Annotated in this window: 11 protein-coding genes; 5 read left to right on the top strand and 6 right to left on the bottom strand. The window is 44.1% G+C overall.

All coding sequences use genetic code 11. The features are described 5' to 3' along the window. Window positions 1-16: 16 nt before the first annotated feature. The 6 genes from pheA to QE390_RS15915 form a co-directional block, all read right to left on the bottom strand. On the bottom strand, window positions 17-1,093 hold the full coding sequence (gene pheA, locus QE390_RS15940) for a chorismate mutase (protein WP_106634972.1): 1,077 nt from the start codon (window positions 1,091-1,093) through the stop codon (window positions 17-19). 35 nt (window positions 1,094-1,128) lie between these two features. Then, window positions 1,129-2,085: a glycosyltransferase gene (locus QE390_RS15935; RefSeq protein ID WP_307142871.1), complete on the bottom strand. Its 957-nt coding sequence runs from the start codon at window positions 2,083-2,085 to the stop codon at window positions 1,129-1,131. Window positions 2,086-2,103: 18 nt separating this feature from the next. Continuing rightward, window positions 2,104-2,616: a GNAT family N-acetyltransferase gene (locus tag QE390_RS15930; RefSeq protein ID WP_307142870.1), complete on the bottom strand. Its 513-nt coding sequence runs from the start codon at window positions 2,614-2,616 to the stop codon at window positions 2,104-2,106. Beyond that, a complete protein-coding gene (locus QE390_RS15925; protein ID WP_106634975.1) occupies window positions 2,613-3,353 on the bottom strand; it encodes a class I SAM-dependent methyltransferase in 741 nt (246 codons plus the stop codon). Before QE390_RS15925 ends, QE390_RS15930 begins: the two co-directional genes overlap by 4 nt. A 166-nt stretch (window positions 3,354-3,519) precedes the next feature. Continuing rightward, window positions 3,520-4,332: a phytanoyl-CoA dioxygenase family protein gene (locus QE390_RS15920; RefSeq protein WP_307142869.1), complete on the bottom strand. Its 813-nt coding sequence runs from the start codon at window positions 4,330-4,332 to the stop codon at window positions 3,520-3,522. Window positions 4,333-4,657: 325 nt separating this feature from the next. After that, complete coding sequence (locus QE390_RS15915) at window positions 4,658-6,556, bottom strand: DNA topoisomerase IV subunit B (protein WP_307142868.1); 1,899 nt, start codon at window positions 6,554-6,556, stop codon at window positions 4,658-4,660. Window positions 6,557-6,832: 276 nt separating this feature from the next. On the opposite strand from QE390_RS15915, the gene QE390_RS15910 reads away from it, so the two are divergent. The 5 genes from QE390_RS15910 (at window position 6,833) to QE390_RS15890 (ending at window position 13,641) form a co-directional block, all read left to right on the top strand. Further along, a complete protein-coding gene (locus QE390_RS15910; protein WP_307142867.1) occupies window positions 6,833-9,256 on the top strand; it encodes an SLBB domain-containing protein in 2,424 nt (807 codons plus the stop codon). 23 nt (window positions 9,257-9,279) lie between these two features. Then, window positions 9,280-10,392: a hypothetical protein gene (locus QE390_RS15905; protein ID WP_307142866.1), complete on the top strand. Its 1,113-nt coding sequence runs from the start codon at window positions 9,280-9,282 to the stop codon at window positions 10,390-10,392. Further along, entirely contained in the window at window positions 10,392-11,231 is an 840-nt protein-coding gene (locus QE390_RS15900) for an ABC transporter permease (RefSeq protein ID WP_106634982.1), read from the top strand. The genes QE390_RS15905 and QE390_RS15900 overlap by 1 nt, the downstream gene beginning before the upstream one ends. A 71-nt stretch (window positions 11,232-11,302) precedes the next feature. Beyond that, window positions 11,303-12,562: an ABC transporter ATP-binding protein gene (locus QE390_RS15895; RefSeq protein WP_106634983.1), complete on the top strand. Its 1,260-nt coding sequence runs from the start codon at window positions 11,303-11,305 to the stop codon at window positions 12,560-12,562. Further along, window positions 12,559-13,641 carry a DegT/DnrJ/EryC1/StrS aminotransferase family protein gene (locus QE390_RS15890; protein WP_307142865.1) on the top strand — a complete coding sequence of 361 codons (1,083 nt, stop codon included), beginning with the start codon at window positions 12,559-12,561 and terminating at the stop codon, window positions 13,639-13,641. The genes QE390_RS15895 and QE390_RS15890 overlap by 4 nt, the downstream gene beginning before the upstream one ends. Window positions 13,642-13,645 lie beyond the last annotated feature (4 nt).

Below are 13,645 nucleotides of genomic sequence, written 5' to 3'. Positions count from 1 at the left end.
TTAGCTATTTTTCCGTTTAGTCTACCAGCTTTACGTAGCTTCCAAGCCACTTCACTTCAGACTTTAACTGGCGAAAAATTTTCTGCACTTTATCGTCTTTCACGTGTCCTTCAAATTCCATTAAAAACCAGAATCCGAAACGATCGCCCTGACGGCTGGGGTGACTGGCTAATTTAGTCAGGTTAATGTCGTATAACTCAAACTCCCGCAGGCAACGTGAAAGTGTACCGGGCTTATCCGAATCCGGAAACTGGACAATTACCGTCGTTTTGTCGTTACCGGAAGGCACGGTTTCAAACTCTTTCGCCAAAATCAGGAAACGAGTTCGGTTAACGATGGAATCCTGAATGTTATTAAACAAGACAGGAACCCCAAAAATTTTACCCGCAATGGCCGAGCAAATGGCAGCGGCATTAGGATCCTCAGAAGCCAGTTTGGCTGCTTTGGATGTTGATTCTACTGGAATAATTTCTACTGAATAATTTCCAAAGTAATCATCCAGGAAACGCTTACATTGACGGAAACCGATGTCCTTGGAGTAAATGCGTTGAATTTCGCTCAGCTTTTCTGCCTTCGTTACAAAAGCAAAATGAATGGGCGTTACGATTTCCGCTGCAATTCGAATATTCTTCTCGTTGAGGTTATCAACCGTTTCAAATACTAAACCCTCCTGATTATTCTCGATGGGAACGACTCCAAATTTCGCCCTTCCCGTTTCAACCGACTCGAACACTGAACGGATGGTTGGCAAGGCATCATACTCACTCATGGCACCAAAACGCGACTCAGCGGCTTGGTGCGTAAAGCTACCTTCCGGTCCCAGATAGGCTACACGCTCGGGCAACTCGATGTTACGGGCAACGGCAAAAATTTCCTGGAAAATCGCTTCAATAGCATCCTTCTGTAATAAGCCTTCGGATTGGTGGCTTAAACGATCTACAATTGATTTCTCACGTTCAGGGCGATAGATCAGTGCTTGCGAAGAGCGTTTCAGTTCACCTACCTGCTGAACTACATTCATCCGCGAGTTCATCAAAGCAAGCAACTGATTATCAATAGAATCTATCTGATTTCTTAATTCATCTAAAGTCACAACAGGGAGGAGTTTATGTCGATAGGCTGCTGTTCTTACTTCAGGCCTCTTAATTTTCGTGTAAAATTAAGTTGTTTTTGCGTGAGTATCTTTTCTTTTAACAAAGTTCCCCAGGGTCTTTTGTAGTTCTCGGGGTCATACTTCATGGCACGCATGGTGTACTTCAACCGATCCCAGAATTTTTGCTCAAATTCAACAGTGTCGGGTAATAGCCAGTAAAATTCGGCCATCGTCCGTTTGAAACGATCCGTAAACAGATACCCCGTTTCCCTATCCAGATGCTCATACATATTAATGCGATTCAGCAGAAAATGGGCTTGCCAGCGGTGATCGGTGTTGCTCTGACCTCCGGCATGCTTGCGATACACCGACATTACCTCGTCCATATATCCCGCAGGACCACGCTGAGTCATCAGAATATTCAAAGGAATATCACCGCTTTTCGACTGGGGCATCCAGGCTGGTAACTTGGGCAAGAAAGACTTACGCAGTACAATACTGGCCGTGGCCATAAACCAGGTTTCTTTATTACCAATCAGATCATCGACCGTAACGACTTTCTTTTGGGTATGGTCGTTAATCAGATATGAAGGAGCACTGTTATCCTGGTAACGAGCTTCTGCATTATGAAAGCACATGGAGAAATCAGGATGCTGATCCATAAAATCAACCTGCTTTTGCAGTTTCAATGGATCAATCCAAAAATCATCTCCTTCGCACAGAGCCAGATACTCGCCCTGACAGGCATCGTAGGTGTCAATGAAGTTGTAAATAGCTCCCCGATTGACCTGATTCAACAACAGTCGAATCTTATCGGGATACCGTTGCTGGTATTCTCTCAATACTTCCTGAGTATTGTCTTTGGAAGCATCATCGCCTACCACAATTTCAAATTCAAAATTGGTTTGCTGGGCAAGAAAACTCTCCAGAGCCTCGGCGATGAAAGGCCCGTGGTTATAAGTAATGCAATAAACGCTAAGCTTTGGCTTCATAATTTTTAAAGAATAGCATCAGGCGATCTGATACTCATCGCGAAGAAGACTCATTCCCATAACATCGACAAAGTGTCCGTTTTTGAAAAGAGACTTGCGATAAATGCCCTCCCGTTGAAAACCGATGGATTCGTACAGGCGAATGGCCCGTTCGTTATCGGGTAACACAGTCAGGTAAATGCGGTGAAGGTTTAAGTCAAGAAAGCCGTGTTTCAGAATAGCCTGCGTAGCCTGACGGCCCAGCCCTTTCGACTGGTGATTCTTTTCACCAATCATAATGCTGTATTCCGCCTGCTGATTCATCCGATCAATCTGGGTAAGCTGAACCGTGCCCACTAATGTGCCTTCATCCAGAATGGCTAGCCGCACGGCTTCGTTTCGGTGTTGCTGATAATAAGCAAACCAGTTCCGGTCGGCTTCGAGGCCAATGTACCGAAACTGGTTTGTTAAGTACTGCATCACTTCCGGGTCGTTCCGCCATTGATTAATAACGGGAACGTCTTCAGTTATGATTTCTCTTACTTGAATCATGCTTTGTTTTCTGCAACAACGTATACACTACTGCACAAATCGGGATATACCTGACCTAACTGATAGCATCCTTCCATGTACTTATCGTCGATGATACCCGCCTCCAGAGCTTTGTCTAACTGAAAGTTAGCCAGGCCTTTGAAGAAAATACCCCCACGGTGTACTACGCTTAATCCCGCTTCCAGCACATCTTTTTCCAGCGTATCTAACGAGTATGTAATGCGGTGACCGTGTTTGATGTCAGCAGGAGTCAGAGCTGCATTGTGCGTCAGGAAGCCCATTTTAACGGCAATCTGACGTGAACCAGCATTAGCATTAGGTACAATCAGGTATAACCGTCCCGTTGGTGTCAGGAAGTTTTTAACCCTTGACATGATTTCAACGGGGTTAATGAGGTGTTCCAGTACGTGCATGATAAAGATGGCATCGTACTTTTCATCAGACTCAAACGTTTCGAACAGCCCGTTAATAAATTTCACTTTATCGCCTACCCGACCCCGAGTAATATTCAGGAATTCTTCTGCTGCGTCAACAACCGTCAGGTCTTCGAAACGCTTGGAAAGAATGGTCGTAAACTCCCCATACATGCAACCCATTTCCAGTGCTTTTCCTTCACGCATGAACGGCTCAAGCGTCCGCATCATATAATGACGCATCCGACGGTCAAATTCATAATCGTCGTAATCGGCAGTGATTTTATTAAGGTTGTCATATTCAGCCTGAAGCGTCTGATCCATAATCTTGGTTGAATTTGTTTAAATGATAAACCCCTCCCGGCTTTCAAACCGGGAAGGGGAGAGTATATAATTTCAGAATAAATTATTCATCAATAAGCTCTTATCTATCGCTTGACAAGAGGTTTTTACGGAGTTAGCACTGGTTCCCGTCTGCAAGTTAACGATATTAACCCTGACCTGGAATATACAAACGTTTTTCTGGTACCTGATACCATTCGTCCAGGTTAGCTGGTACGCGGGAATTATATCCCAAAAGCTGTTTGGCTAAAGGAGGGAAATTTGCTACCCGATCATAACCAAAGTAACGAGAATAATCGAACTGAGGCTTGAAGAAAGGCTTCGTAAACATCGGTGTTAACCCACGACGAATCTGGTCTGTCTGGTTCGTACCAGCAGCGTGCCATACGTTAGAGTTAAATAGAACGATACTCCCTTTTTTCGCAACGGCCTGCTCGGCAACAGCGAAGAACTCTTCATCCGTTGGTTTCTCAGCGTATTTATGAGAACCGCTCATGAACCACGTCGCACCATTTTCGGGCGTAAAATCATCCAGCATCACCAGCATATTCATCATCAGGGGTAGGTCTCCACTCCAGGTACGAATATCTCGGTGTACGTTACCTACGTATGAAGACGTTTCTGCCTTGAAGTTCATTACTCCCCCGAAGGAATTAAGAATATATGGACCGTTATCAAAATAGGCAGTCAGGTATTCATGCAAAGGCATTTCTTCCACAAACTTCATGAAAGGGCCTTCAAAAACCACCAGGTGGTGTGAAGTTCCTGCCGTACGATTCACTACCCCATTTTTAATCTGAATCTGACGACACTCTTCAGTGGCTATATCCTGAGCTTTGATCAGCTCTTCACGGAAGCTATCTTCCAGTACTTCATGAAAAATTACCCAACCTTTGGTATCCATCTCTGACTTGAAAGTTTCGAGATCCATTAATTGGGGGCTGGTTACTACATTGTCCATAACAGATTGGATTTGGTTTTCGCAAAGATAGAGTGGAACACTTTTCAGAGGGGTACCGAAAAGTCACCCTATCCATAAATAATTATCACTTTTTAGAATGAACTTTTAAGCAGAATAAAATAAAAATTCGCTTAAATTGAATTTTTCTAATAAACCAGTTCTATGCTCGTAACTATCTTCTTGCTATTTCGTGGTTTCAGATCGCTAAACGTTATCAACGATCTTCCATAAAACCTGTTACTTGGAAGAATGTTTGAAGTTATAGAAAAAACGCCTGATTCATAAAATCTGAATCAGGCGTTTTCTACTAAAGGCTTATGCTTGGCTAAGCGACTTCCAGCGTTTCTTCTATCTCGTCTTTTTCAATAACTAAGTTATCAATAATAAATCGCTGACGATCGGGCGTGTTTTTGCCCATATAATAACTCAGCAGTTTCGGAATGGTCGATTCTTTCTGTAAGATCACCGGTTCCAGACGCATATCTTCACCAATAAACTTACCGAACTCGTCGGGAGAAATCTCTCCCAACCCTTTAAACCGGGTTACTTCCACTTTCTTACCTCCTGAACTCAGCTTCGCTACCGCTTTCTGTTTTTCTTCTTCGGAATAACAATAGGTAGTATCCTCATGCTTCTTCGGATTCCGAACGCGGAACAAAGGCGTTTCGAGAATATACAAGTGCCCATTCCGAACAATATCCGGGAAGAATTGCAGGAAGAACGTCATCAGCAGTAAACGAATGTGCATGCCATCGACGTCAGCATCGGTCGCAATAACAATCCGGTTAAACCGCAACGTTTCCAGTCCAGCTTCAATGTCCAGAGCATGCTGAAGAAGGTTAAATTCTTCGTTCTCATACACGATCTTTTTCGTTAACCCAAAGCAGTTCAACGGCTTTCCCCGAAGACTGAACACGGCCTGCGTTTGTACGTTTCTGGATTTGGTAATGGATCCCGAAGCCGAATCCCCCTCGGTTATAAACAGGGTCGTTTCCAGCCGATCTTCCGCTTTGGCATCCGGCAGGTGAATACGGCAATCACGTAACTTCTTGTTATGCACGCTCGCTTTACGAGCCCGGTCGTTAGCTAGTTTTTTAATCCCAGCAATTTCCTTTCGCTCCCGCTCCGACTGCTCAATCCGCTTTTTCATGGCTTCTGCCACGGCTGGATTTTTGTGAAGGAAGTTATCAAGCTCCGTTTTCAGGAAATCAACCACGTGCCCACGAACGGTCGGCGAACTAGGGTCAGGCGACATATTGGTTGACCCTAGCTTCGTTTTCGTCTGCGATTCGAAAACGGGCTCCTGTACCCGAACGGACACGGCAGCCGAGATACTCGCCCGGATGTCTTCGGGAGCGTAATCTTTCTTGAAGAATTCACGGGCCGTTTTTACTACCGCTTCTTTGAAAGCCGCCAGGTGCGTTCCGCCCATCGTTGTGTTCTGACCATTGACGAACGAGTAATATTCTTCCCCGTATTGATTCCCATGAGTCATGGCAATTTCAATATCCGGGCCTTTCAGGTGAATAATCGGATACCGAATACTTTCCTGATCGGTTTTACGCTCCAGCAAGTCCAGCAAGCCCCGTTGAGCTACGTATTTTTGTCCATTAAAGACAATGGTCAGGCCTGCATTCAGATAAGCATAGTTCCAAATCTGATTTTCAAGGTATTGAGGAATGAAGTGGTAATTCTTGAAAACCGAATTATCCGGTTCAAAAATCACGTGCGTTCCGTTGCGTTCCTTGGTCTCAATCGTGCCTTTCGACTGTTTCGTCAGCTCGCCTTTTGAAAATTCGGCCCACTTGGCCTGACCATCCCGAATCGCCTGAACTTTAAAATAACTGGAAAGTGCGTTGACCGCTTTAGTACCAACGCCGTTTAACCCTACCGATTTCTGGAAGGCTCCAGAATCGTATTTCCCCCCCGTATTAATCTTTGAAACTACATCAATCACTTTCCCCAGGGGGATTCCACGACCATAATCACGTACTTCAACCCGATGTTCTGTAATCTTGACTTCGACGGTTTTGCCAAAGCCCATTACGTGTTCATCGATACAGTTGTCAATTACTTCTTTTACAAGCACATAAATCCCGTCATCAGCTGAAGATCCGTCTCCAAGCTTACCAATATACATACCGGGTCTGAGACGAATGTGCTCCTTCCAGTCGAGCGAGCGGATACTATCTTCGGTGTAATCCGTTAATTTTTGTTCTGCCATTAGTCAATTATTCGTCCAACCTTTCGTTCTTCAAAAATAAGATTTGTTCAATTTCTATCATAGCGGAAAAGCTATTTTAGGGAAATGTTAATTATACCAGTGGTATCAGAAAATACGAATTTAGTGTTTTACTTTGTGCATTAAAGTAGATTTCTTTCGTTATCATAATTAAAACTATTTAGTTCGTCAGTGAGTTTCATATACCGACCCATCCGGGAAAAAATCAATTATCACCAAAAAAGAATCGAAATGTTGCCTTTCTTTCGGCCTTGTGTTTTGAAAATCTTAAAGTCTTCCCTACCCTTCTCCACCGTTAAAACCGCTTTTCTAGTTGTACTAACGCTTTCGAGTACGTCTGTACAGGCCCAGGTACCTTTTCCGACAAACACGATTCCGCAGGGTTTTCCGACCTCAACGGTTCCGATGAATCCATCGGTTCCATCGGCAACTCCTTCCATGCAGAGCGATAACATTCAGCCCAGACAATACACACTGGATCAACGCACAAAAGCTCGTGAAGATTCCGTACGTATGCTGCGGGCTAATACACAGGAACCCGGCACAGCAGAACAGAAAATCAAGATTTTTGGTGCCGATATTTTCTCTAACAAGAGCCTTGATATTGCTCCGATTACCAACATCCCTACGCCCAAAGGTTACATCTTAGGTCCTGGAGATGAAGTGGTCATCAATATTTATGGTGACCAATACAAAGACTTTGATTTTAAGAAGACAGTTACTCCTGAAGGCGTACTGCAACTCGAACAGGTAGGTCCTGTATTCGTGAGTGGTTTATCCATTGAAGCAGCGACATCTCGTTTGCGGGCTAAACTTTCCAGAATCTATCCTATCGGACGGGGAATGGAAATGAATGTTCGCATTGGTAATATCCGTAGCATCCGCGTTAACTTCATTGGTGAGGTTGTTAATCCGGGCACGTACAATTTACCATCACTGGCTACGGTAATGAACGCCTTGTATTTTTCAGGCGGTCCCACAGCATCTGGCTCTTTCCGTAACATCAATCTGATCCGCCGTAACAAATTTGGTCAGGATACGATCATTCGCACGATTGACCTTTACAAGTACCTGACCAAAGGCTTACGCATGAGCGACATCAGCCTGAAAGATGATGACGTTATCCAGATTCCTCCCTACAAAACCCGGATTGAGTTAACTTCTGGAACGAAGAAGACGGGATACTTTGAATTACTTCCCGGCGAAAAATTAGGTAACCTGATTGAGTATGCGGGTGGATTTATTGAGGATGCCTATAAGAATACTATCGTTATCCAACGTATTACCAGCAATGGCCGTAAATTCCTTGACGTCAAAGAAGATGAAGTATTCAACTTTGAAATTAAGAACGGTGACCGTGTTGGTATCGGCAAAGTGCCTGAACGTGAAGAGAATATGGTTACCATTTCAGGTGCCGTTTATTTGCCCGGCTCTTATCCGCTGGATCGTAACCCAACGGTAAAAGATCTGGTCAACCGGGCAGAAGGGACCAAACGGGATGCCTTTTTAGGCCGGGCAGGTCTATACCGTCAGAAAGATGATTTAACGGAAGAACTGATTACGGTAAACCTTTCCCGGATCTTGGCGGGCAAAGACACTAACGTCACTCTGAAAGCACTGGATCGTTTGGAAGTAGAAAGTGTAACGCAGCTTCGGGAAGGAATGCAGGTACGGATTCTGGGCGAAGTGAACCTGGCTAAAGGCGATTCAACTCGTGGCTATTTCCCCTGGTATGAAGGAATGACCGTAGAAGATTTAATTATTCAGGCCGGTAACCTTCGGGCGGCGGCTTCTCCCAACCATATTGAAGTTATTCGCCCTAAACGTCTGGACTCTGACGATCCAAAGCTGATTACCTCTGCTCTCTCAGAAAGCTTTACTCTGGCTATCAGCAAGGATTTACGTCTGACTGAACAAGCTTCGAAGTTTCAGTTAAAGCCTTTTGACGTAGTATACGTTCGTTCCTCTCCTAACTTCGAGAATAATCAGGAAGCTCGCGTAGAAGGGCAAGTCCTGACGCCTGGCGATTATGGCCTAATTGATCGCGATGAACGTATTTCTGATCTGATCAAACGCTCAGGAGGGTTAACTGCTTATGCTTACGTAGAAGGAGCTTCGCTGATTCGTAAAACCAAGCTGACCAAAATTGAAATTGAGCAACAGCAAAAAACGATTGGTCAAATTGGTAATGATAACAAACGGACGGCTGTAAATGCTGATTACGTAGCTGAAAACAAAGAGGAAGCTATTGGTATCGATTTGAAAAAAATCCTGGAAAAACCGCATTCGGATATGGATTTAATTCTTCAGGATGGGGATGTTCTTAACATTCCGAAGTATAACCCAACTGTTAAAATCGAAGGTGAAGTTCAGCTTCCTACTACCAGCCGTTTCACTCGTGGGGTGGGCGTTGGCGAGTACATTTCAAGAGCGGGTGGATTTACTTCGAAAAGCGTGAAAAAACGTACGTATGTGATCTATGCGAACGGCTTTGCTAAAAAAACGAAACATTTCCTGTTCTTTAATTCTTATCCTGAAGTGAAACCTGGAGCTCGTGTTATTGTCCCACAAAGAACGCAGGCTGATATTACTTCCCAACAGGTGATTGGTGCAATTGCACAAATTGGTGGTGCACTTAGCGGCATCGTAGGTATTGTAGCCTTACTAAGAACATTCAGATAAGAGACCTTCATTCAGAGATAATAATGATCACAGATTCAACAAAACCAGTATTAACTCCCAATGGAGATGTAGCCGTTATAGAGCCTGCTCCTCCATTTGACCCCCGAAAACTGGTTCGGAATGCAAAAGCGATTTTCCTAACAATTTTAAAGTATTGGTGGTTATTAGGGGTGTGTATCATTCTTGGAGGCGTAGGCGGCTGGATTTATGATCAGGTTAACGAAGTTCCCGATCAGTATGAGGCTTCTATCGTCTTTAACCTTGAAACCGGCTCGGGAGGATCAGAACTTTCAAGTTTTGCCAGTGCTTTGGGGATGAGTAGTGGTGGCTCGAATGGTAATATTTTCGCGGGTGCCAACTTCACCGAGTTATTCCGTTCGAAAAAAATCGGTAACCGGGTAATGACTACTCCGGTCACCATCGCTGGTAAAAGAGATTTGCTCGTGAACTTTTATAAGAACCGTTCGGGTGCTTTACGTAGAACCAAGAACGCTGAATATTTACGGAATGAATTCACCTTTCCAGATACGTCCTTGAAATATTACACGACTACGCAAATGTCTTATCTGGACATGTTTCGTGAGTATGCTTCTCAGGATCTGGAAATTGGTAACCTCGATCGAAAGTCAAGTTTCATGGAATTGACGGTGAAAACTGACTCGGATACACTATCGAAAATCATGGTTGAAACCTGGCTCAAAACGATGACCAGTTTCTACACTGAGACCCGTAGTCAGAAAACATTGGAGCTACTCCAGTTGCACACAAGTCGCCGGGATTCTGTATTAAGCATTCTATCTGGGGAGGAAAGAAAGTTAGCAAGAGCTCAGGATTACAGTCAGTACATGGTCATGCCGTCGGGTCGGGTTAATGAACAGCGGATGTCTCAAAATACGACCTATTTGCAAGGACTATACATGGACGCGTTGCGTAACATTGATGCCTTGCGTACGTCCCTGATTCGTGAAAGTCCTCTGGTAACCATCATTGATGAGCCTACGTATCCCCTACCCGTAACGCCTTATCCAAGAGGGAAAGCTATAAAAATCGGGATTGCTTTAGGAATTGTATTATCCTTTGTGATGATGTTCCTCATTACGACCTATCAAAATATGATGAAAAAATTACAAGAGTAATGACCCAGGAAACGATTATTGAACACGGTAGGTCGCAGAAGAATTACTGGGCTGAGTTTTGGAAGTCAACGGAATTATTCTGGATACTGGCGAAACGTGATATTACGGTTCGATACAAACAGACCGCTCTCGGCGTTGTTTGGAGCGTAGTCCGCCCGGTTCTGACCTCAGCCATTTTATTTTTTGCTTTTGGTAAAGTAGCAGGTCTTCCCTTTGAAGAAGGCGTTCCTCCGAAACTGGCCACCTTTGCAGGGGTACTAATCTGGCAATTTTTCGCCAATTCTCTTTCTCAGGTAAGTCATAGTATTGTTGGAAATTCTAACCTGGTTTCGAAGGTATACTTTCCGAGACTGATCCTGCCAACTAGTTCAGTAATGGTAGGTTTTGTTGACTTTTTAGTGGGTTTTGTTTTAATAATTCCCATGTACCTGTATTACTTTTTCAAACAGGGCTTTTTACCATCCTGGCAATTACTTTTTATACCAATCTTTCTAGCGATGGCTTATCTGGCCGCTTTTGGATTTGGTTTATTATTGTCAGTAATGAACGTAAGATACCGGGATTTTGCACAGCTTACTCCATTCATTATTCAGTTTGGGTTTTATGCGTGTCCCGTTGCCTACTCTCCAGTAAACATTGAAAACGAATCCTGGTATCCCATCTATAACCTCAACCCGATTGTAGGCATTATCGATGGTTTCCGCTGGACTTTGATGGGGGGCCATGCTCCCTTCCGCTGGGAAAGTTTTATTCCCAGTGTCATCATTATCCTGATTGTCGTTTTCTCATCCGTTGCTTTTTTCCGTAAACGAGAAAATAGTTTTGTTGATTATATCTAATCTGCAAGCTTTTCTACCCATACTAAAATTAGGTTGGATGGATTTGAATAAGTTCTTTAACCTTTAATGTTATGAATGCCATCCAGATTGAAAATATCAGTAAGCGATACTACATTGATCATCAGCGAAAGAATGGCGGTCCATCGGGCCTCAAAGAATCGTTAGTCAATGGAGTTAAATCGATCTTTGGCTCTAAGTCGAGTGAAAATACCGTTTCCGAAAAAGAAGAGTTCTGGGCTTTGAAAGACGTCAGTTTCGACGTAGCTCAGGGAGATCGAATTGGTATTGTTGGCCATAACGGGGCGGGTAAATCTACGATGCTTAAAGTACTAAGCCGTATTACCGAACCCACTACGGGCCGGGTAACCGTTCGGGGTCGAATTGCCAGTTTGCTTGAAGTAGGCACTGGCTTCCATCAGGAGTTGACTGGCCGTGAAAATATCTTTCTAAACGGTGCCATTCTCGGCATGAAGCAAGCCGAAATCAAGCAGCATTTTGATGAGATCGTTGCTTTCGCAGGCATCGAGAAGTTCTTGGATACCCCTGTGAAACGCTATTCCTCGGGTATGTTTGTTCGCCTGGGTTTTGCTATTGCAGCTCACCTCGAACCAGAAATTTTGATCATTGACGAAGTATTAGCAGTAGGTGACGCCGAATTTCAACGGAAATGTCTGGGTAAAATGAAAGATGTTTCTGACAGTGGTCGAACTATTCTTTTCGTAAGCCATAACCTGACAGCCGTGCAGAGTCTGTGTAACCGAGCGGTTTTCATGAATCGGGGTCAGATGGTAGCCGTAGGTGAAACCGGTCAGATTATTACGGATTATATGTCCAAAATTAATCAGACTAGTCTCATTCGGGAATGGCTTACGCCTGAACAGGCTCCGGGTAACGATCAGGTTCGGATTCGTAAAATCGAGCTCATTCCTCAGTTCGAGGTAGGCCAGACCCGGATCGACGTTCGTACGCCCATTAAGCTTCGGTTCGAGTTCTGGAATTTTGTTAAAAATGCAAAGCTTAATCTAAGCATGCACTTTAACTCCATGACGGGTGAAACGATCTTTAATTTGGCTTCTCCTCAAATAGAAGCCAATCCCGGCTTGATTACGGGAGAAGTTAATCTTCCCGGAAACTTCCTGAATGACGGAACGTATACCATAACCATGATGATCGTGAAAGATGCCTCGACGGTTCTTTACCACCTTCAGGAATCGGTTATGTTTGAAATTGATGATTATCGTGGCGGTGTGGAATGGTACGGCAAATGGCCGGGCTCCGTTCGTCCTTATTTCCCTTTTAGTATCGAGCAGTCTGAGGAGGTTAATGTATGAGTGAAAAAATATTTGTAACAAAATCTTACCTTCCTCCTAAAGAAGAGTATACGGCTTATTTGACTGGTATCTGGGAACGTTCGCATCTTACCAATCAGGGTCCTTTAGTTTTAGAATTAGAGCAGAAACTCCGCGATTATCTGGATGTTGAACACCTGCACTTTGCTTCGAACGGAACCATCGTACTACAGATGGCTCTGAAAGCTTTAAAAATTACGGGAGAAGTCATCACGACTCCTTTTTCATATTGTGCAACGTCCCACGTTATTGCCTGGGAAAACGCCACCCCTATTTTCGCGGATATTCGTGAGGAAGATCTTTGCATCGACCCCGATTGCATCGAAGCCCTGATTACCCCAAAAACACAGGCTATTCTGGCCACGCACGTGTACGGAATTCCCTGTCAACTGGAACGTATTGAGGCCCTTGCTAAGAAACATAACCTTTATGTAATTTACGATGCCGCTCATACGTTTGGCGTAAAAGTTGACGGAAAATCGTTGCTAAGTTTCGGCGATGTTTCCACTTGTAGTTTCCACGCAACGAAAGTTTTCCATACCGTCGAAGGCGGCATGATTACTACACCTCATCAGGAACTATCGGAGCAGCTAAAACTATACCGAAGCTTCGGACACATAGGTGATGAGTATTTTGATATTGGCATCAATGCCAAGAATTCAGAATTTCACGCCGCCATGGGTCTTTGTAACTTGCCTCATGTTCAGGAAATCATTGCCGGTCGCCACCGGGTTACTGAGTCTTATGATCATCAGTTGAACTGGAGCAAACTTCGCAAACCCGTTATTCCGAAAAATGTCGAATGGAATCATGCGTATTACCCCATCTTCTTCAAAACAGAAGCTGATTTGTTACGCACCCGGCAAGCCCTGGAAGCTCAGCAGATTTTCACCCGTCGTTATTTTTATCCTTCACTGAATACATTGACGTTCCTGCATGCTCAGCAATCCTGCCCGGTTTCGGAAGCAATGGCTCTGCGTGCTCTTTGCTTGCCTTTGTATCCTGATTTATCGGATACAGATGTTCAGCGAATAATTTCTATTGTCAACGAAAACTTATAAGTAA

It is taken from the genome of Siphonobacter sp. SORGH_AS_1065, from assembly GCF_030818595.1.
Classification (GTDB): domain Bacteria; phylum Bacteroidota; class Bacteroidia; order Cytophagales; family Spirosomataceae; genus Siphonobacter.
This window is presented reverse-complemented; position numbering and strand designations above follow the sequence as displayed.

What these genes read in the sequence shown, in the direction of transcription:
- QE390_RS15935 (WP_307142871.1), bottom strand. Translation starts at nt 2,085, where the DNA reads ATGAAGCCAAAGCTTAGCGTTTATTGCATTACTTATAACCACGGGCCT.
- QE390_RS15930 (WP_307142870.1), bottom strand. Translation starts at nt 2,616, where the DNA reads ATGATTCAAGTAAGAGAAATCATAACTGAAGACGTTCCCGTTATTAAT.
- QE390_RS15925 (WP_106634975.1), bottom strand. Translation starts at nt 3,353, where the DNA reads ATGGATCAGACGCTTCAGGCTGAATATGACAACCTTAATAAAATCACT.
- QE390_RS15920 (WP_307142869.1), bottom strand. Translation starts at nt 4,332, where the DNA reads ATGGACAATGTAGTAACCAGCCCCCAATTAATGGATCTCGAAACTTTC.
- QE390_RS15915 (WP_307142868.1), bottom strand. Translation starts at nt 6,556, where the DNA reads ATGGCAGAACAAAAATTAACGGATTACACCGAAGATAGTATCCGCTCG.
- QE390_RS15905 (WP_307142866.1), top strand. Translation starts at nt 9,280, where the DNA reads ATGATCACAGATTCAACAAAACCAGTATTAACTCCCAATGGAGATGTA.
- QE390_RS15900 (WP_106634982.1), top strand. Translation starts at nt 10,392, where the DNA reads ATGACCCAGGAAACGATTATTGAACACGGTAGGTCGCAGAAGAATTAC.
- QE390_RS15895 (WP_106634983.1), top strand. Translation starts at nt 11,303, where the DNA reads ATGAATGCCATCCAGATTGAAAATATCAGTAAGCGATACTACATTGAT.
- QE390_RS15890 (WP_307142865.1), top strand. Translation starts at nt 12,559, where the DNA reads ATGAGTGAAAAAATATTTGTAACAAAATCTTACCTTCCTCCTAAAGAA.